The organism is Stenotrophomonas testudinis, assembly GCF_024499815.1.
Lineage (GTDB): Bacteria > Pseudomonadota > Gammaproteobacteria > Xanthomonadales > Xanthomonadaceae > Stenotrophomonas.
In genome coordinates this window covers 1-19,165 of sequence record NZ_JAMOKY010000004.1, presented here as the reverse complement: position 1 = coordinate 19,165, position 19,165 = coordinate 1, and the positions used below count along the sequence as shown (strand labels likewise).

Genomic DNA, 19,165 nt, shown 5'->3' with positions numbered 1-19,165 from the left:
ACGGATGAGCGGCAGCGGGGAAGGACGGCAGAAGCAGTCAATGGGGCGCAATGCGCCGTTGCTGGGTGTGGCGCTGTTGTTGCTGGCCGGCTGGTTCGGCTGGAGCGCCGTGCAGCAGTGGCGGCAGCAGGCCAACGGGGACACGCTGGCGCAGGCCCGCGATGAGGCGGTGCAGGGCGTGCAGCAGGCCGCAACCGGCCAGCTGCAGCAGCTGCAGCAGCATCTCAAGGGCGATCGCGTGCAGCAGTCGCTGCAGGCCGGCGACGCCGCCGGCGCCGCGCAGGCCCTGCGTGAGAGCTGGTCCGGGGTCGAGCAGGTGGACGTGCTGACGGCCGGACTGGCCGATGCCTACGCCGATGGCGCGACCTTCGGTTACGCCCGCCTGGCGCTGCTGGAATCGGTGCTCGCCGACGGCAAGCCGGGGCTGCGGGTGGTCCGCGATGGCGGGGGCAACCGCCTCGGCCTGGCGGCGCCGGTGCAGCTGGGCGCGCTGGGCCCCGCCGTCGTCTATGTGCGGCAACCGCTGCTGCGCCTGACTGGCCCGCTGGACCAGGTACGCGCGCCGTCCAGTGGCTTCCTGTCCCTGCGCCAGGGCGCGCACGACATCGTCGCGCACGGTGACGCCCGCCTGGCCGACAGCGCCGAAGCGATGGCGCGGCCGATCAAGGGCACCCCGCTGCGGCTGACCGCCAGCGTACCGAACATCGAACCGGGCCCGCTGGGCCTAGGCGCCCTGCCCAGTGCCATCGTGGCGCTGTTGCTGGCCTTCATCGCCGTGCTGCTGGTGGTTGGACGTGGCCGCCTGCCGAAGTCGCTGCCGATGCCGATCCGTCGGGGTGCCGCGGTCGAGGCCGACCAGGGCCCCACCCTGCGCGAAAGCCTGCAGATGGCCACGCCGGTCGTGCCGGGCACTGATGCGGCCGACGCCACCGCCGGCGGGCCGCCCGCGGTACCGCCGCCGCCGCCGATGGACCTGCCGGCCGACATCTTCCGCGCCTACGACATCCGCGGCGTGGTGGGCACCGAGTTGAACGCGCGCAACGCCGCGCTGATCGGCCAGGCCATCGGCACCGTCGCCCTTGAACAGGGGCTGCGCGAGGTGGTGATCGGCCGCGACGGCCGCCTGTCCGGGCCGGAGTTGTCGGCCAGCCTGGCCGAAGGCCTGCGCCGCGCCGGCTGTTCGGTCATCGACATCGGCCTGGCGCCGACGCCGCTGGTCTACTTCGCTGCCTTCCACCTGCGCACGGGCACCTGCGTGGCGGTGACCGGCAGCCACAACCCGCCCGAATACAACGGCTTCAAGGTGGTCATCGGCGGCGAAACGCTGTCCGGCGATGCGATCACCGATCTGTACCAGCGCATCAGCGAAGGCCGCCTGGCCCAGGCCGCCGAGCCGGGCGACTACCAGCAGCGCGAGGTCGCCGCCGACTACATCCAGCGCATTGCCGACGACGTGCAGCTGGACCGCCCGCTGAAGGTGGTGGCCGACGCCGGCAACGGCGTGGCCGGTGCGTTCGCCCCGCAGCTGCTGGAAGCCATCGGCGCCGAGGTCATCCCTCTGTACTGCGATGTCGACGGCACCTTCCCCAACCATCACCCCGATCCCAGCGAACCGGCCAACCTCGAAGACCTGGTGCAGACGGTCAAGCGCTTCGGTGCCGACCTCGGCGTGGCCTTTGATGGCGACGGCGACCGCCTGGGCGTGGTCACCGGCGAAGGCAGGATCATCTATGCCGACCGGCTGCTGATGCTGTTCGCCGCCGACGTGCTGATGCGCAACCCCGGCGCGATGGTGATCTACGACGTGAAGTGCACCGGCAAGCTTTCCGATCATGTGCTGCGCAACGGTGGCAGCCCGCTGATGTGGAAGACCGGGCATTCGCTGATGAAGGCGAAGATGCGCGAGACCGATGCCGAACTGGCTGGCGAGATGAGCGGCCACTTCTTCTTCAAGGAACGCTGGTTCGGTTTCGATGACGGCCTGTACGCCGCCGCCCGCCTGCTGGAAATCCTCGCCCAGCGCGAAGAGACCCCGCACGAGGTGCTGGAGGAGCTGCCGGACATGGTGTCCACGCCGGAACTGAAGGTGCCGGTGGCGTCCGGGACGCCGCATGCGCTGGTGGCGATGCTGGTGGCCGCGGCGCAGTCCGAGGACAACCCGTATACCGGCGGTCGCCTGTCGACCATCGATGGCCTGCGCGTGGACTACCCCGACGGCTGGGGCCTGGTGCGTGCCTCCAACACCACCCCGGTGCTGGTGCTGCGCTTCGAAGGCAACGATGAGGGCGCACTGCAGCGCATCCAGGCGCTGTTCCGCAGCCAGCTGCAGGGCCTGCTGGGCGACACCGCGCTGGGCTTCTGATCGGTCGTGGTGGGGCCGGGCTGCGCCCGGCACCGCGATCCGCTCTGGTGGGTGCCGACCGTTGGTCGGCACGCCTTACCCCTTGAACCGCAACCCCACGCCCGGTTCGGTGAACAGATAGCGTGAATCCAGCGCCGAATCGCCCAGCTTGTGCCGCAGCTTGCCGACCAGGATGCGCAGGTAGTGCGTGTCGTGCTGGTGGGTCGGCCCCCAGATCTCCTGCAGGATCTGCGGCTGGGTCACCACCCGCCCGGCGTTGCGCAGCAGCAGTGACAGCAGCGCGTACTCCTTGCGCGTCAGCGCCACCGGCTCGCCATCGATCGCCACTTCGCGGCGCACCAGGTCCACGTGCAGGTGGCCATCATCGAACACCGGCGGGGTGCCGTCGCTGGGTACGCTGCGGGTGCGCAGCAGGGCGCGCACCCGGGCCATCAGCTCCTGCGTGCCGAACGGCTTGGTCACGTAGTCATTGGCGCCGGTATCCAGCGCCCGCACCTTCTCGTCCTCGCCGGCGCGCACGGTCAGCATGATCACCGGCACCTGGCTCCATTGCCGCAGCTGCGCCAGCACCTCGTGGCCTTCCATGTCCGGCAGGCCGATATCCAGGATCACCAGGTCCATGTCCTCGCTCGCGGCCATTTCCAGGCCTTCCTGGCCGGTGGCGGCCTGGCGCACCTGGTAGCCCTGCGCGCGCAGGCTGATGTCCAGGAACCGGCGGATCTGGGTTTCATCGTCGATCACCAGCACGCGCGCGGCCGGCACGCTGGTATCAATCGGGGTCGGGCTCATCGTGGGCAGCTGGCTTGAGCAGGGGCAGGGTGATGCGGATCAGGGTACCGCGACCATCGCGTCCGGGCAGCGCCTGCACGCTGCCGCCGTGGGCGCCGATCATGCCCTGGCAGATGGTCAGGCCCAGGCCGGTGCCGTGGCGGCCGCGGTCGCCGCGCTCCACGCTGTAGAACATGTCGAAGATGCGCGCGCGCTCGTCATCCGGAATGCCGGGGCCGGCATCGATCACGTCGATGCGCAGCTGGCCGTCCAGTTCGCGTGCCTGCACCTGCACCGGCGCATCGGGCGGCGAGAACTTGGCGGCGTTCTCCATCACGTTGAACACCGCCTGTTCGACCAGCGCCGGGTGCACCCAGATCGGCGCCATCGTGGAAGGAATATCCAGTTCCAGCCGCACCTTGGGCTGGTAGCGCTGCAGGCGGCGCGCGGCCGAGCCGATCAGTTCGTCCACGCCGATCCAGTCGCGGTTGATGGTCAGCCCTTCGTGGCCGAGCCGGGTCATGTCCAGCAGGTTCTGGATGTAGCGGTCCAGGCGCTCGCCTTCCACCAGGATGGTGTCCAGCAGCGCACGGCGGTCGGCCATGTCCATCGCCGTGCCATAGCTGGCCAGGCTGTCGGCCGAACCGATCATCGCCGCCAGCGGCGAACGCAGGTCGTGCGATACCGAAGACAGCAAAGCCGAGCGCAGCCGCTCGGTCTCGTTGCTCACATGCGCCTGCTCCAGCTCGGCCACCAGCCGCGTGCGCAGTGCGGCCTGGGCGATGTCATCGACCATCGCTTCGGCCAGCTGGCGCTGTTCGGGCAGCAGGCGCGCCTGCGCACCAGGCAGGTACAGGCCGGCCACGCCCACGGCGCGGTCCTCGCCATCCAGCAGGGGCAGGAACCACCACTGCGCGCCAGCCAGCGTATCGGTGAAGCGGCCGCTGGGCTGGCCGTGGCGCAGGGCCCAGTCGGCCGCGGCCAGGTCGGTATCGCCGGGCTGGGCGCGGCCGCCGGTGGCGGTGTCGGCGCCGATCCGCAGCCACGCCGGCACGTCCATCGCCTGTTCCAGCGCCTGCCTGCCGGCCTGCGCGACCTCGCCGTTGCCGGCCGCGCTGGCCAGCTGCCGGCCCAGCTGCTGGCGCGCACGCGCATGGCGGTTGGCCGCGCGCAGGGCGATCACCTGCATGCGCAGGCGCGAGGCCAGGCGCCCGGCCACCAGCGCCGCCGCGAGGAACAGGAACACGGTGATCACGCCCTGCCGCGCACCGATGGCGAAGGTGAAGCGCGGCGCGATGAACAGGAAGTTGTAGGCCAGGAAGCAGAGGATCGCCGCCATCACCGCCACGCTGGCGCGGGTGCGTGCCGCCACCAGCACCACCGCCACGATGAACACCATCGACAGGTCGGCCATACCTACCCACCGTTCGCCGAGCCATGCCACCGCGCAGGCCAGTGCGGTGGCCAGCAAAGCCTGCAGCGGCTCGTGGCTGATCCCGCGCATCGGTGGCAGCAGGCCTTCGCGGCGCGCGCGTGCGCGTGCCTGCGGCGTGCTGATGATGGTGATCTCGTAATGCGCGCCGCGCTGGATCAGCTGCTGGGTCAGCGTGCGGTTGAACATCCGCGCCAGCGGCCGCTCGCGGGTTCGGCCCAGCACCAGGGTCGACACACCGTTGTGCGCGGCATGGTCGAGCAGGGCGTCGGCGATGCTCGAGCCATGCAGCAGCTCGGCATCGCCGCCCAGCCGCCGCGCCAGCGCGAAGGCCGCGTCGATCTCGCGGCGTGTGGCCTCGTCCTGGCGCCGGCCCTGCACGGTCACCACCGTCCACGGCGCATCGCGACGTTCGGCGATGCGTCGCGCCACCCGCACCAGGTATTCGCTCTGGCCACCGCCATCGATGGCCACCAGCACGCCGCGGCGCAGCGGCAGGTTGCCTTCGCCGCGGGCGGCGCGGGTCTCGCGCAGGCTGCTGTCGACCCGGTCGGCCGCCTCCTGCATCGCCAGTTCGCGCAGCGCGGTCAGGTTGGCCGGCGAGAAGAACGCCTGCAGTGCCTGCGCGGCCTGCTCGGGCACGTACACCTTGCCCTGCTGCAGGCGCGCGATCAGCTCGCGCGGCGGCAGGTCCACCAGCACGATGTCGTGCAGGCGGTCGAGCACGCCGTCGGGCACGGTCTCGCTCACCCGCACGCCCGTGATGCGCATCACCACGTCGTTGAGGCTTTCCAGGTGCTGGATGTTGACCGTGGTCCAGACGTCGATGCCGGCGTCCAGCAGCTCCATCACGTCCTGCCAGCGCCGTTCGTGGCGGCTGCCGGGTGCATTGCGATGGGCCAGTTCGTCCACCAGCACCAGTGCGGGATGGCGCTCCAGCACCGCGTCCAGGTCCATCTCCAGCAGCGCGTGGCCGTGGTAGGCCACGTCCTTCAGCGGCAGCTGCGGCAGGCCTTCCAGCAGGGCCTGGGTATCCACGCGGCCGTGCGTCTCGACCAGCCCCACCACCAGGTCCACGCCACGGCGCAGCTGTTCCTGCGCGCGGGTCAGCATGGTGTAGGTCTTGCCCACGCCCGGCGCCGCGCCGAGGAACACGGTCAGCTTGCCGCCGGCCTCGCGCTGCAGGCCTTCCACCAGCGCGTCGGCCTGGCGGGTACGCGCATCATTCATCGCCGCTGCTGTCATGGCCGCCATTGTGCGCGCCGTCGGTGCAGGCGGGCATCACGGTGCCTTCGCCGCCTGGTCCAGGGCGAAGTTCAGGGTCACCACGTTCACCCGCGGCTGCCCGAACACGCCCCACTGGCGGCCTTCGGTATGCGCCTGCAGCAGCGCCTGCACGCGTTCCATCGGCAGGCCGCGCGCACGCGCCACGCGTGCCACCTGCACCTGCGCGGCAGCCGGTGACAGCTGCGGGTCCAGGCCGCCGCCGGACTGGGTGACCAGATCGGCCGGCACCTGCGCCGGGCTCACGCCTTCGCGCGCCGCCACCGCCGCGGTGCTGGCGGCCACGCGCTCGGCCAGCGCCGGGTTGCTGCGGGCCAGGTTGGAACCGGCCGCGGCCATCGGGTCATAGTTGGCCGCCGAAGGCCGCGCCTGGAAGTAGCCATCACCATTGAACGGCTGCGCCAGCCAGGCCGAGCCGCGTACCTGGCCACTGCCATCGCGCAGCAGGCTGCCTTCGGCCTGGGTCGGGTAGCTCAGGCCGGCAAAGCCGGTGGCGATACCGGCGTAGACCGCACCGGCCAGCAGCAGGGTGGCCAGGCCCAGGCCGATCGCCGGGCGCCAGCTGGCATCGTCCTGCAGGCGCGCCACGCGGGCCTCGGCCGGATGTTCGCGGGGCAGGGAAGAAGAAGTGGAGACAGAACGGTTCATGCGCCGGATACCAGGACAAGAAGAAGGTCGATCAGCTTGATCGCCGCGAACGGCAGCAGCACGCCACCGAGGCCGTACACCAGCATGTTCCGGCGCAGCAGCGCGGTTGCCGTGGCCGGGCGGAAGCGCACGCCACGCAGGGCGAGCGGGATCAGGGCGGGAATCACCAGGGCGTTGAAGATCAGCGCCGCCAGCACTGCGTTGCGCGGGCTCGACAGCTGCATCACGTTCAACGCGGCCATGGCCGGGACCGCAGCGGCAAACAGCGCCGGCAGGATCGCGAAGTACTTGGACACGTCGTTGGCCAGCGAGAAGGTGGTCAACGCGCCGCGGGTGATCAGCTGCTGCTTGCCCACTTCCACCACCGCCAGCAGCTTGGCCGGGTCCGAATCGAGGTCGACCATGTTGCCGGCCTCCTTCGCCGCCTGCGTGCCGGAGTTCATCGCCAGGCCGATGTCAGCCTGGGCCAGCGCCGGCGCATCGTTGGTGCCATCGCCGACCATCGCCACCAGGCGGCCACCGGCCTGTTCCTGGCGGATGCGTGCCAGCTTGTCTTCCGGGCGCGCCTCTGCGATGTAATCGTCGACGCCGGCTTCGGCGGCAATCGCAGCAGCCGTCAGCGGGTTGTCGCCGGTGATCATCACCGTGCGGATGCCCATCGCCCGCAGCTGCGCGAACTTCTCACGCATGCCGTGCTTGACCACGTCGGACAGCTCGATCACGCCCAGCACATGGCGACCCTCGGCCACCACCAGCGGGGTGGCACCGTTGCGCGCCACCTGTTCGACGCGCCCGGCCAGTTCGGCCGGCACCGTGCCGCCCAGAGCCTGCACGTGGTTGCGGATCGCATCCAGCGCACCCTTGCGGATCTGCCGGCCATGCTCGAGGTCGACGCCGGACATGCGGGTCTGTGCGCTGAAGGCCAGGTACTCGGCCTGCTCCGGTTCGGCGGTGCTGCAGCCCTGCTCCCGCGCCAGGCGCACGATGGATTTGCCTTCCGGGGTCGGGTCGGCCAGCGAGGACAGCAGCGCCGCTTCGCGCAGCTGGCTGGCGTCGATGCCGGCCAGCGGGTGGAAGTGGCTGGCCTGGCGGTCGCCGTAGGTGATGGTGCCGGTCTTGTCCAGCAGCAGCACATCGACGTCGCCGGCCACTTCCACCGCCTTGCCCGACTTGGCCAGCACGTTGGCGGCCAGCGCACGGTTCATGCCGGCAATACCAATCGCTGGCAGCAGGCCGCCGATGGTGGTCGGGATCAGGCACACCAGCAGCGCGATCAGCAGCAGCGGATCGACCTTGACGCCGACGTAGGCGCCGATCGCCGGCAGGGTCGCCACCACCACCAGGAAGGTCAGCGTCATCGCCGCCAGCAGCAGGGTCAGCGCGATCTCGTTGGGGGTCTTCTGCCGGTTGGCACCTTCCACCAGCGCGATCATCCGATCCAGGAAGCTGTGGCCCGGCTCGGCGGTCACCCGCACGATGATCTGGTCGGACAGCACCTTGGTGCCGCCGATCACGCCGGAGCGGTCGGTGCCGGCCTCGCGCAGCACCGGCGCCGACTCACCGGTCACCGCCGCTTCGTTGATGGTGGCCAGGCCCTGCACGATCTCGCCATCGGCCGGTACCAGCTCGCCGGCACTGACGATCACATGGTCGCCCGGGCGCAGCTCGGCAGCGGCCACCTGGGTTTCGGCCGCACCCGGCTGCGGCGCGGCCAGCCGGCGTGCCACCAGGTCCTGGCGGGCACGGCGCAGCGAGGCGGCCTGGCCGCGGCCGCGGGCTTCGGCCACCGCCTCGGCGAAGTTGCCGAACAACACGGTCACCAGCAGGATCGCGGTCACCGCCAGGCCGAAGCCCAGCGGCGCGTTGCCGGTCAGGGTGACGATGGCGGCGACGATCGTGCCGGCCATCACCACCGCCATCACCGGGCTGCGTACCAGGTGCATCGGCGAGAGCTTGCGCACCGCTTCCACCAGCGCGCGGCGCAGGCCGGCGGCATCGAGCAGGGCAGGGCGCGGGGCAAGGGAACTGCGGGAAGAACTTGCGTGGGTACTCATCAGGGTGTCCTTAGTGCAGTCCCAGGCTCAGGTGGTCGGCGACGGGGCCGAGGACCAAAGCCGGCATGAACTGCAGCACGGTCAGGATGACGATCACCGAGACCAGGGTCAGGGCGAAGGTCGGGGTTTCGATCTGCAGGCTGCCGGCCGATTCCGGTGCCTGGCGCTTGGCGGCCAGCTGTGCGGCCACCACCAGCGGAATGATCAGCAGCGGGAAGCGGCCCAGCAGCAGTACCAGCGAACAGCTCAGGTTCCACCACACGGTCGCATCGCCCAGGCCCTCGAAGCCCGAGCCGTTGTTGGCATAGGCCGAGACGTACTCGTAGAACACCTGGCTGATGCCGTGGAAGCCCGGGTTGGAGGTGCCGGCCAGGCCGGGCACGGCCAGGGTGATCGCGGTGAACACCAGCAGGGTGATCGGCTGCAGCAGCACCAGCAGGGCCAGCAGGCGTACCTGCGGGGTTTCCAGCTTGCGGCCGAACAGTTCAGGCGTACGCCCGGTCATCAGCCCGGCCAGGAACACGCCCAGCAGCAGGTAGACGATGAACTGCTGCAGGCCGCAGCCGATGCCGCCCCAGATCGCGCTGACCAGCATGTTGACCATCGCGATGCCACCGCTCAGCGGCGCCAGCGAATCGTGCATGCCGTTCACCGAGCCGTTCGACACCTGGGTGGTCACCGCCGCCCACAGCGCCGTGCCATCGGCGCCGAAGCGCACTTCCTTGCCTTCCATCAGCAGCGGCGTGGCCGCGCTGGCGCTGTGGCCCTCGCTCCACATCATCGCGCCGGTGGAGAGCAGCGACATGCCCAGCATGCAGCTGAACACCAGGACGCCGAAGCGGCGTCGCCCGGTGAACGCACCGATCATGAAGATCACCGCCAGCGGGATCAGCAGGATGCCCACCACCTCCAGCATGTTCGACACCGGGGTCGGGTTCTCCAGCGGGAAACTGCTGTTCGGGCCGTACCAGCCGCCACCGTTGGCGCCCAGCTGCTTGGCCGCGACCATCGCCGCCACCGGGCCCAGCGGCAGCTTCTGCTGGGCCATGCCGGCGCTGGCGTCGATCGGCGTGGCCTGCGGTCCGCCAGCCATGGTCGAGGGCACGCCCTGGCTGGCCAGCAGCAGGGTCCAGACCAGGCACAGCGGCAACAGGAAGCGCACGCACAGACGCACCACGTCCACGTAGTAGTTGCCCACCGGCACTTGGCGGTCGCCGCCGGCCGCAGTCGCCGCCGTAGTCTGCGGTGCACGCGCGAACAGCGCACGCAGCGTGGCCACCGCCAGCGCCAGGCCCATCATCGGCGTCACCACCTGCAGGCCGGTGATGCCGGTCATCTGCGAGAGGTAGGACAGCTGCGCCTGGCCCGAGTAGTGCTGCTGGTTGGTGTTGGTCAGGAACGAGATCATCGTGTGCAGCGCGCTGTCCCAGCGCATGTTCGGGATCTGGTCCGGGTTCAACGGCAGCCAGGCCTGGGTCATGAACACCGCCTGGGTCAGCACCGCCACAACCACGTTGCTCAGCACGAAGGCCAGCACGTAGCCGCGCCAGGACATCGAGCGCGCGGCATCCACGCCGAACAGCCGGTACAGAGGTTTCTCGATCCAGTGGAACAGCACGTCGACCTTCATCGGCGTGCCACGCATCACGCGCGCCAGGTACAGGCCCAGCGGCCAGGCCAGCAGCAGGCTGGCGGCAAGAATCACAAGCATCTCAGTCATGGCAGGCTCCGCTCAGAACGACTCGGGCCGCAGCACGACATAAAGAAGATAGGCGGCGGCAACCAGCACCAGCACGCCACAGAACAACGACAGCCAGGGGGACATGGGAAATGCGTCCTGGTGGAACCCCTCCACCTCAGGCCGCCATCGTCGTCCTGTCCCCCATAAACGCACTACGCGCCGGACGGGGCCGGCGCGTAAAGAGTGCATAAATTCCTGTAAAGCCGAGCCCATGCTCGGCTGCTCCTGCCGGTGATCACGCCAGGCCGAGCATAGGCTCGGCCCTACAGGGAATCACGAAGGGGTCGCCTGCTCGGCCGCCCTTTGTAGAGCCGAGCCCATGCTCGGCTGCTCCTGCCGGTGATCACACCAGGCCGAGCATAGGCTCGACCCTACAGGGGATCACGAAGGGCTCGCCTGCTCGGCCGCCCTTTGTAGAGCCGAGCCCATGCTCAGCTATACAGGGAACCTTGGGCGATCAACCGCCCGGGGCCATCCCCTTCAACTCGCGGTAGCGTTGCAGGCTGGCCTCGATCTCGGCCTTCAGCGTGACCTGCTGCTGCTCGAAGCTGGCCTGCAGGCGCTGCTGCGCCTGCAGCTGGGCGTGGCGCTGGCGGATCGCCTCGGCCTGCTTGTCGTCCACCTTGTCGCCGGCCAGCTCGCGATCACCGGCCGTCCCCAGCAGGGTCACCAGCGAATCGCGCAGGCTGCTGACGTTGTAGCGGGCGGTGTTCAGATTGTTGTCGAGCACTTCCTGGCGCTCATTGAACACCTTGCGCAGTGCATCCTCGCTGCCATAGGTCGACAACATGGCCTGCTCGGTGCGCTGCTTGGTCTGCGCAGCCATCAGGTCCAGCTGGGCCTGCGCCGCCACGGTGGCCGCGGCGGCGCGTTCCTCGTCGGTCAACGCGCGCTGCACCTGCGCATTGCGCACGCCGCTGTTGGCGTTGAACTCCTCGCGGGCGTTGTTGACCGCATTGGCCGGCAGCGAATCGCTGCAGATCCGCTCCTTGCCCTCGTTCCAGCAGTACAGCTTCTTGTCCGGCGTGCCGGACTGGGCCAGCAGGCTGACCGGCAGCGCCAGCAGCAGGCTGGCGGCAACGATGGCAGGAACTCGGAACATGCGACCTTCCCCTGGGTCAGCGTGCGGAACGGACGCCGTACTGGGCGCGATAGGCCTCCAGCGGCTGCCGGTAGCCCACAAGTTCCGGGTTTCCGGAGGCGAAATCAAGCAGATCGGCCAGAGTTGCGACGGCGATCACCGGGATGCCGGCTTCCTCGGCCACGGCCTGCGCCGCCGAGCGGTGGTCGGCTTCCGAGGCGATCTCCTGGCGGTCCAGCGCCACCACGATGCCGGCCGGGATGCCGCCGGCAGCGCGGATGATGGCCAGGGCTTCGCGGATGGCGGTGCCGGCGGTGATCACGTCGTCGACGATCAGCACGCGCTTGCCGGTCAGGTCGGCGCCGATCAGCTGGCCGCCCTCACCGTGGTCCTTCACTTCCTTGCGGTTGAACGACAGCGGCAGGTCGCGGCCACGCTGGGCCAGCTCGCAGGCCATCGCGGTGGCCAGCGGGATGCCCTTGTAGGCCGGGCCGAAGACCACGTCGTACTTGATGCCGCTGGCGTCGATGGCGTCCGAATAGCAGGCGCCCAGCTGGGACAGCAGCGAGCCGGAGTCGAAACGGCCGGCGTTGAAGAAATAGGGGCTCAGCCGGCCGGACTTGAGGGTGAACTGGCCGAAGCGCAGGGCATCGGCGGTCAGGGCCAGCTGCAGGAAACGGTGGCGGTGGTCGCTCATCAAAACTCGATTCATCTTCATTTGGAGCACAAATCCTAATCCAGCTGGGTTTTCCGCGCTCGTCCGGCCCCGTGTGAAGGCCCTGCCGGGACCATCCGGCGGGCTGCGCGGGCCGCCGGGCAACCGGTATGCTTGCCCGGTTTCCCGCCGTAGGTTCATCCGCATGCGCATCATCAGTTTCAACGCCAATGGCATCCGCTCGGCCGCCACCAAGGGCTTCCTCGACTGGTTCCGGGCCCAGGACGCCGACGTTCTGTGCATCCAGGAAACCAAGGCGCAGGAGGACCAGCTCACCGATCCGATGTTCCGCCCGGACGGCCACCACTGCTTCTACCGCGACGCCATCACCAAGAAGGGCTACAGCGGCGTGGCGATCTACAGCAAGCGCGAGCCGGATCAGGTCATCACCTCGCTGGGCTGGGCCCCGTTCGACGACGAAGGCCGCTACATCGAGGCCCGCTTCGGCAATCTCAGCGTGGTCTCCTTCTATATTCCGTCCGGCAGCTCGGGCGACCTGCGCCAGGGCTTCAAGTTCGAAGTGATGGAATGGCTGCGGCCGATCCTGGAAGAGTGGGCGCGCAGCGGGCGCGACTATGTCCTGTGCGGTGACTGGAACATCGTCCGCTCGGCGCTGGACATCAAGAACTGGAAGTCCAACCAGAAGAATTCCGGTTGCCTGCCCGAGGAGCGCGACTGGCTCAACGGCCTGTGCGCCGACCACGGCCAGGCCACCGACGTGGCCACCGGCCGCGGCTGGGCCGATGCCTACCGCCTGCTGCACCCCACCGGCGAGGACTACACCTGGTGGAGCAACCGCGGCGCCGCCCGCGCCAACAACGTCGGTTGGCGCATCGATTACCAGTTCATCACCCCCGGCCTGCGTGACCGCCTGCGCAGCTGCGCGATCTACCGCGACGAGCGCTTCTCCGACCACGCCCCGTTCACCGTGGACTACGACCTGTGAGCGAAGCCGCTGCAAAGCCCAGCTACAAGGGCTGGGCCGGGATCAAGCGCGCCTTCGGCACGCCCTCGGCCCTGACCATGGCCCTGTTGGGCTTCGGCAGCGGCCTGCCGTTCCTGCTGATCGCCTCGCAGACCCTGTCCACGCGCCTGCGTGATGTCGGCCTGGACCTGGGCAGCATCGGCCTGATCAGCCTGGCCAGCTTCTTCTACCTGCTGAAGTTCGTCTGGGCGCCGCTGCTGGACCGCTATGCCTTCCCGCTGCTGGCCTTCATGGGGCGCCGCCGCTCCTGGCTGCTGCTTTCGCAGGTGGCCGTGCTGATTGGCCTGGTCGCGCTGGCCTTCGTCCGCCCCGAACAGGGCGTCTGGCCGCTGGTGGCCTGGGTGCTGGTGGCGTCCTTCGCCGGTGCCACCCAGGATTCGGTGGTTGATGCCTACCGCATCGAGATCGCCCCGGAAACCGCTCAGGCCGCGCTGGCGGCCACCTACACCCTGGGCTACCGCATTGGCCTGATCCTGGCCGGTGCCGGCGCGCTCTATCTGGCCCAGTTCGAAGGCTGGATCATCGCCTACCTGGCCATGGCCGGGCTGATGCTGCTGCCGATCATCACCACCCTCCTGTGCCGTGAGCCGGACCGCCCCGCGCAGGCCGTGCAGCGCCGCATCGATGTGGCCGAAGCCTTCGTGCAGCCGATCACCAGCTTCTTCACCCGCAACGGCATCGCCCTGGCGCTGGGCCTGCTGGCCTTTGTCGGCCTGTTCAAGTTCCCCGACCAGGTCATCGGCGTGATGGCCGGCCCGTTCTACCTCGATTCGGGCTTCGACAAGGCCGACATCGCCACCGTCTCCAAGCTGTTCGGCGTCTGGATGGGCATCGGCGGCGCCTTCCTCGGCGGCATCGCGGTGGCCGCCTTCGGCTTCCGCCGCATGCTGCTGGTGGCGGCGCTGGGTGTGGCCCTGTCCAACCTCGCGTTCCTGTTGATGGCGCACAACCCGGGCCAGCTATGGGCGTTCTACGCCGCGCTCAGCGCCGACAACCTGTTCCAGGGCTTCGCCGGCACCGTGCTGGTGGCCTTCATGTCCTCGCTGACCGACCGCAACTTCACCGCCACCCAGTACGCCCTGCTGGTGTCGCTGGCCAACCTGCCGGGCAAGTTCGTCGGCGGCGTGTCCGGCTACATCGTGGAGGCCACCTCCTACAGCACCTTCTTCATGCTCAGCGCGGTCACCGTGGTGCCGACCCTGCTGCTGCTGGCCTGGCTGTGGCCGCGCATCCACGACCGCAGCGCCCCCGCCCCCTGATTGCCTGACTGCGCAACCTGCGGGATGATCGCCGCGGACGCGCCGAGGGGGCGGTGCCTTGCGAACGGGGGAGTGAGCATGGCCGATGTAGTGCTGCGGGACGTGGACCCGCTGCTGTTTGAACGTATCCGAAGGGTGGCCGTAGCGCGCGGCTGGACCCACGAGCAGACCTGTTGGGTGCTGCTTGAACAGGGCCTGCTGAGCAGCGAGCTTGAAGTCCGCTCCGGCTTCGGCGATCCCGAGGTGGATGCCCTGTCAGCGGCGATCGCCGCCCTGCAGGCGATGCCGGCGGGGCAGGGATTCGATTGAGCTGACACCGCGTCGCCGGGCATGGCCCGGCGCTACCGCGCGCTCTTGTAGAGTCGAGCCATGCTCGACTGCCTTGCCATCACGCTAGGTGGATCGCCCCGAGAATCCGCGGCCCCGATGCCCCGGTCACGCTCGGCAGGTTTCCGGCCATCCCGTCCATCGTCCGCTGCGCCAGCCAGGCGAAGCCCATCGCCTCCATGTACTCCGGGTCCAGCCCATGCACGGCGCTGGATTCCACCGCCACGCCCGGCAGCAGCGCCGCCAGCCGGTGCATCAGCTGCCGGTTGTGCACGCCGCCCCCGCAGACCAGCACCCGGCGGGTGTCCGGCTGCTGGGCCCGCAGTGCATCGGCCACGGTCACCGCGGTCAGCTCCAGCAGCGTGGCCTGCACATCGGCGGCCGCGTACTCGCCTTCGCCCATGCGCGCCTCGGCCCAGGCCAGGTGGAACTGCTCGCGGCCGGTGCTCTTGGGCGGCGGCAGGTCGAACCACGGGTCCGCGCGCCAGCCGGCCAGCAGCGCCGTGTCCACCGCACCACTGGCCGCATAGGCGCCATCGGCGTCGAAGGTGCGGCCGGTATGGCGCTGGCACCAGGCGTCCATCAGCGCGTTGGCCGGGCCGGTGTCGAAGCCGCGCGGCATGCCGTCGCGCGGGATCAGGGTCAGGTTGCCGATGCCGCCCAGGTTGAGCACCGCGCGGTCTTCGCCGGCCGTGCCCAGCATCGCCAGGTGGAAGGCTGGCATCAGCGGCGCCCCATGGCCGCCGGCCGCCACGTCGCGGCGGCGGAAGTCTGCCACGGTGGTGATCCCGGTCAGCTCGGCGATGCGGTTGCCATCGCCCAGCTGCACGGTGAAGGCCGGATCGGCCAGCGGCCGGTGGCGCACGGTCTGCCCGTGCGAGCCGATCGCCCGTACCTGGCCGCGGTCCACGCCGGCCTCGTCCAGCAGCTGGTTGGCGGCCGCCGCGAAATTGATCGCGATGCGTGCATCCAGCTCGCCCAGCTCCTCCAGCGACTCCAGCGGACCGCCTTCGCCCAGCGCCACCAGCCGCGCGCGCAGCACCGGCTCCCAGCGGGCGGTCAGGCCGTGCACGAAGCGGCAGCCGCCGCTGGCGGGGAACTGCACCAGCGCGGCATCGATGCCGTCGGCGCTGGTGCCGGACATCAGGCCAAGGTAGAGCGGGGCATCGGCGTCGGCAGTCGTGTTCATGGCGGGCATAAAAAAAGGACGCGGCAAGCTTGGGCTGCCGCGTCCTTTTTCGTCAACGCAGGGCCGGTCAGCCGCGCTTGTGGCCGTTGGCCGGCTTGGCCTTGGCGCTGGCCACCTCGGTCGAAGCGGTGGCCTCGCGGCTGCTCGGGGCCGGGCTGGCCTCGGCGTAGATCAGCTTCTCCATGCCCTGGATACGGGCCATGGCCGGTGCGGTCTGCGCCCGGAAGGCCACCAGCTCGGCGCCCTTCAGCGGTTCCGGCGGCGGCATGGTCACCGTCAGCGGATTGCGGTGCTCGCCGTTCACGCGGAATTCGTAGTGCAGGTGCGGGCCGGTGGCCAGGCCGGTCGAGCCGACGTAGCCGATCACCGTGCCCTGCGCCACGCGCTGGCCGGTCTTGATGTTCGCAAAGCGCGACATGTGCCCGTACAGGGTGGTGTGGCCACGGCCGTGGTCGAGGATGACCACGTTGCCGTAGCCGCGCTGCACGCCGGCGAACTGCACGCGCGCATCGCCGGCGGCCATGATCGGCGTACCGGTGCGCGCGGCGTAGTCCACGCCCTTGTGCATGCGCATCTTGCCCAGCACCGGGTGCTTGCGCGCGCCGAAGGTCGAGCTCAGCCGCGCGAACGGGATCGGCATGCGGATGAAGCTCTTCTTCAGCGAACGACCGTTGATGTCGTAGTACTCGGATTTGCCGCCGCGCTCGAAGCGGAAGCCCGAATAGGTCTTGCCACCGGTGGTGAAGGTCGCCGCCAGGATCTTGCTGGTATCGACCTTCTCGCCCTCGCGCCAGGTCTCATCCATCACCACGCTGAAGCGGTCGCCCGGCTGCAGGTCCTTGGAGAAGTCGATGTCGTACTTGAAGATGTCGTCGGTCATCGTCGCGATCGCCGACGGCGACAGCCCGGCCCGGCGCGCCGCGGCATACAGCGAACTGGTGATCTCGCCGCTGGTGACCACCGTGCGCGTGGAGGTCTCGCGCTTGATCACCTTTTCCTTGATGTCATCGCCGGCCAGGCTCAGTTCCACCCGGTTGTCGCCATCGCGGTCGAAGCGGATGCTGCGCAGGTCGCCCGAAAGCGGCATGTCGAAGGCGATCTCGGCGCCGGGGCGCAGCTTGGTCAGCGATTCACGCGCGCCCGGATGGTCCAGCACGCGGTGCAGGGTGGTGGCGGGGATGCCGGCCTGGTCGAACAGGTCGCTCAGGGTCTGCCCGCGCTGCACCCGCAGCACCTGCCAGCTGTCGCCCGGGGTCTGCTGCTGGCGGGCCAGCGACAGCGGCGGCAAGGGCAGGGCCAGGCTGGTGTGGCTTTCGGCGTAGGGCGAATCGATGGTGTGCGAGAAACCCGGCACGATCGTCGCCACCAGGGCGCCGATGGTCGCGAACAGGCTGGCGTGCACCCAATGGCGGCGCGTCCAGCGTTCATTGAAAGCGGCGGGGAGATGCTGCCTGAGCTTCCGGTGCAGGGCATTGTCGTGCAGGACGTGGAGACGTTCCTGGAAGCGCTGCTTGCGTGCGCGCCCTTGTTCGGAATTTTGCATCAGTGGTTTTTTCCTGCGGCCCGGGAGCGCGGGCCTGATCGCCGGTTACCATAGACACCTGAGAAAACCGCGTCAAACCCTTGTGCCTATTGGCTTTTGTGAAGCCGGATGGGTTAACTTGGCGTTAACACCCCACACAAGAAACGGCATAGCCGGGAGTAGTCACCGTGTCCTCGATTGAAGAAGCCCTTGCCCTGATCGGCCGTGGTGCCGACGAGATCCTCAAGATCGAGGATCTGCGTGCGCGCCTGCAGGAAGGCCGTCCGCTGCGGATCAAGGCTGGCTTCGACCCCACCGCGCCCGACCTGCACCTGGGCCACACCGTGCTGCTGAACAAGCTGCGCCAGTTCCAGGACCTCGGCCATCAGGTCATTTTCCTGATCGGTGACTTCACCGGCATGATCGGCGACCCGTCCGGCAAGAGCCTGACCCGCAAGCCGCTCAGCCGCGAGGACGTGCTGGCCAACGCCCGTACCTATGAAGAGCAGGTCTTCAAGGTGCTGGACCGTGACAAGACCCAGGTCCGCTTCAACTCGGAGTGGTTCAGCAAGATGGGTGCGGCCGACATGATCCGCCTGGCCAGCCAGCACACCGTGGCCCGCATGCTCGAGCGCGATGATTTCGCCAAGCGCTACGCCGCCCAGCAGTCCATCGCCATCCACGAGTTCCTGTACCCGCTGGTGCAGGGCTACGACTCGGTGGCCCTGGAAGCAGACGTCGAACTCGGCGGTACCGACCAGAAGTTCAACCTGCTGATGGGCCGCGGCCTGCAGGAACACCACGGCCAGAAGCCGCAGGTGGTGCTGACCATGCCGCTGCTGGAAGGCCTGGACGGCGTCAACAAGATGTCCAAGTCGCTGGGCAACTACATTGGCATCAGTGAACCGGCCATCGAGATCGTCACCAAGACCATGAAGGTCGACGACACCCTGATGTGGCGCTGGATCGAGCTGCTGTCCTTTGATATCAGCCAGGCTGAAGCGGTCTCGCTGCGTGAAGAGGTCGCCGCCGGCAAGCTCAACCCGCGCGTGATCAAGCTGCGCCTGGCACGTGAGCTGGCAACCCGCTTCCACGACGCCGCGGCGGCCGATCAGGCCATTGCCGGCTGGGAAGCGGCCGTGACCGGGCAGGGCGACATCACCCAGCTGCCGCTGCAGGAGGTGGCCATTCCCGCCGAAGGCCTGCGTATTGCCGCACTGCTGACTGCTGCCGGGCTGACCCCGAGCAACTCCGAAGCCAACCGCAAGCTCAAGGAGCGTGCGGTCAAGGTAGACGGTGAAGTAGTCGAGGACGGACAGCAGATGCTGCAGCCGGGCTTCGAAGGCCTGCTGCAGGTGGGCAAGCGCACCTTCGCCCGCGTGCGCCTGGTTGCTGCCTGACACCATATGGAAGGGCCGGCGCCAGCCGGCCCTTCCTTTGCTTCGGCTCTTGGCGGTATGCCTCCGCGGGCGCGATGGATGAACGGATGCAACATCCGTTGAAAAAAATCACCACACCCCCTTCACAAACCCTGTGGATGGGGGCATACTTCTCCTCCCCCGTCGCAGGGGTCGCCACCAAGGGGCTTCAGCGACAACAGGGCGCCCACCACCCCGAACGAGATGATCGAACGAAGGTGTTGACGGACTGAAAAAGTCTGGCATAATGGGCGGCTCGCTACGAAGGAAACTTCGCAGCACACGGGAACGGCGCTGAGGCCGCTTCCCCTGATCTTTGAAAGTATGCGCAGGTATCTTGTGAAGGCGCCTGCAGGAAGGATGATTGTCCATCTTGCAGA

Annotated in this window: 15 protein-coding genes; 5 read left to right on the top strand and 10 right to left on the bottom strand. The window is 68.9% G+C overall.

Translation table 11 applies throughout. From position 1 onward, the window contains the following. Positions 1 to 4: 4 nt before the first annotated feature. Complete coding sequence (locus NQ204_RS03795) at positions 5 to 2,362, top strand: phosphomannomutase/phosphoglucomutase (RefSeq protein ID WP_256643120.1); 2,358 nt, start codon at positions 5 to 7, stop codon at positions 2,360 to 2,362. Between the two features lie 75 nt (positions 2,363 to 2,437). Here NQ204_RS03795 and NQ204_RS03790 read toward each other — a convergent pair whose 3' ends face one another. The 8 genes from NQ204_RS03790 to pyrE all read right to left on the bottom strand — a co-directional run bounded on the left by NQ204_RS03790 (position 2,438) and on the right by pyrE (position 12,067). After that, positions 2,438 to 3,151 (bottom strand): response regulator transcription factor, encoded by a 714-nt coding sequence (locus NQ204_RS03790; protein WP_116865362.1) that lies wholly within the window; start codon positions 3,149 to 3,151, stop codon positions 2,438 to 2,440. Next, a complete protein-coding gene (locus tag NQ204_RS03785) occupies positions 3,132 to 5,792 on the bottom strand; it encodes a sensor histidine kinase (RefSeq protein ID WP_256643119.1) in 2,661 nt (886 codons plus the stop codon). The genes NQ204_RS03790 and NQ204_RS03785 overlap by 20 nt, the downstream gene beginning before the upstream one ends. A 51-nt stretch (positions 5,793 to 5,843) precedes the next feature. Further along, on the bottom strand, positions 5,844 to 6,494 hold the full coding sequence (gene kdpC, locus NQ204_RS03780; protein WP_256643118.1) for a potassium-transporting ATPase subunit KdpC: 651 nt from the start codon (positions 6,492 to 6,494) through the stop codon (positions 5,844 to 5,846). Next, positions 6,491 to 8,548 carry a potassium-transporting ATPase subunit KdpB gene (kdpB, locus tag NQ204_RS03775; protein WP_116864938.1) on the bottom strand — a complete coding sequence of 686 codons (2,058 nt, stop codon included), beginning with the start codon at positions 8,546 to 8,548 and terminating at the stop codon, positions 6,491 to 6,493. Before kdpB ends, kdpC begins: the two co-directional genes overlap by 4 nt. A 10-nt stretch (positions 8,549 to 8,558) precedes the next feature. Beyond that, positions 8,559 to 10,268, bottom strand: coding sequence for a potassium-transporting ATPase subunit KdpA (gene kdpA, locus NQ204_RS03770; RefSeq protein ID WP_256643117.1), 1,710 nt, complete (start codon positions 10,266 to 10,268; stop codon positions 8,559 to 8,561). A gap of 12 nt (positions 10,269 to 10,280) precedes the next feature. Beyond that, complete coding sequence (locus tag NQ204_RS03765) at positions 10,281 to 10,373, bottom strand: potassium-transporting ATPase subunit F (RefSeq protein WP_079225483.1); 93 nt, start codon at positions 10,371 to 10,373, stop codon at positions 10,281 to 10,283. Between the two features lie 373 nt (positions 10,374 to 10,746). Continuing rightward, entirely contained in the window at positions 10,747 to 11,391 is a 645-nt protein-coding gene (locus NQ204_RS03760) for a hypothetical protein (protein WP_116864936.1), read from the bottom strand. A 16-nt stretch (positions 11,392 to 11,407) separates the two neighbouring features. Continuing rightward, positions 11,408 to 12,067: an orotate phosphoribosyltransferase gene (pyrE, locus tag NQ204_RS03755; RefSeq protein ID WP_108767480.1), complete on the bottom strand. Its 660-nt coding sequence runs from the start codon at positions 12,065 to 12,067 to the stop codon at positions 11,408 to 11,410. A 163-nt stretch (positions 12,068 to 12,230) separates the two neighbouring features. Here pyrE and NQ204_RS03750 point away from each other — a divergent pair, with 163 nt between their 5' ends. From NQ204_RS03750 to NQ204_RS03740, 3 genes are all read left to right on the top strand, one after another. Next, the gene (locus NQ204_RS03750; RefSeq protein WP_116864935.1) at positions 12,231 to 13,031 is read left to right on the top strand and encodes an exodeoxyribonuclease III; all 801 of its coding nucleotides are present in this window, start codon (positions 12,231 to 12,233) and stop codon (positions 13,029 to 13,031) included. Beyond that, a complete protein-coding gene (locus NQ204_RS03745; RefSeq protein ID WP_116864934.1) occupies positions 13,028 to 14,329 on the top strand; it encodes an AmpG family muropeptide MFS transporter in 1,302 nt (433 codons plus the stop codon). The genes NQ204_RS03750 and NQ204_RS03745 overlap by 4 nt, the downstream gene beginning before the upstream one ends. 78 nt (positions 14,330 to 14,407) lie before the next feature. After that, positions 14,408 to 14,638: a hypothetical protein gene (locus NQ204_RS03740; RefSeq protein ID WP_116864941.1), complete on the top strand. Its 231-nt coding sequence runs from the start codon at positions 14,408 to 14,410 to the stop codon at positions 14,636 to 14,638. A gap of 79 nt (positions 14,639 to 14,717) precedes the next feature. Here NQ204_RS03740 and NQ204_RS03735 read toward each other — a convergent pair whose 3' ends face one another. Both NQ204_RS03735 and NQ204_RS03730 read right to left on the bottom strand, forming a co-directional pair. Beyond that, positions 14,718 to 15,845, bottom strand: a complete 1,128-nt coding sequence (locus tag NQ204_RS03735; RefSeq protein WP_116864940.1) for an anhydro-N-acetylmuramic acid kinase — start codon at positions 15,843 to 15,845, stop codon at positions 14,718 to 14,720. A gap of 67 nt (positions 15,846 to 15,912) precedes the next feature. Next, complete coding sequence (locus tag NQ204_RS03730; protein WP_116864933.1) at positions 15,913 to 17,388, bottom strand: M23 family metallopeptidase; 1,476 nt, start codon at positions 17,386 to 17,388, stop codon at positions 15,913 to 15,915. Between the two features lie 167 nt (positions 17,389 to 17,555). On the opposite strand from NQ204_RS03730, the gene tyrS reads away from it, so the two are divergent. Further along, positions 17,556 to 18,767: a tyrosine--tRNA ligase gene (gene tyrS / locus NQ204_RS03725; RefSeq protein WP_116864932.1), complete on the top strand. Its 1,212-nt coding sequence runs from the start codon at positions 17,556 to 17,558 to the stop codon at positions 18,765 to 18,767. Positions 18,768 to 19,165: the final 398 nt, after the last annotated feature.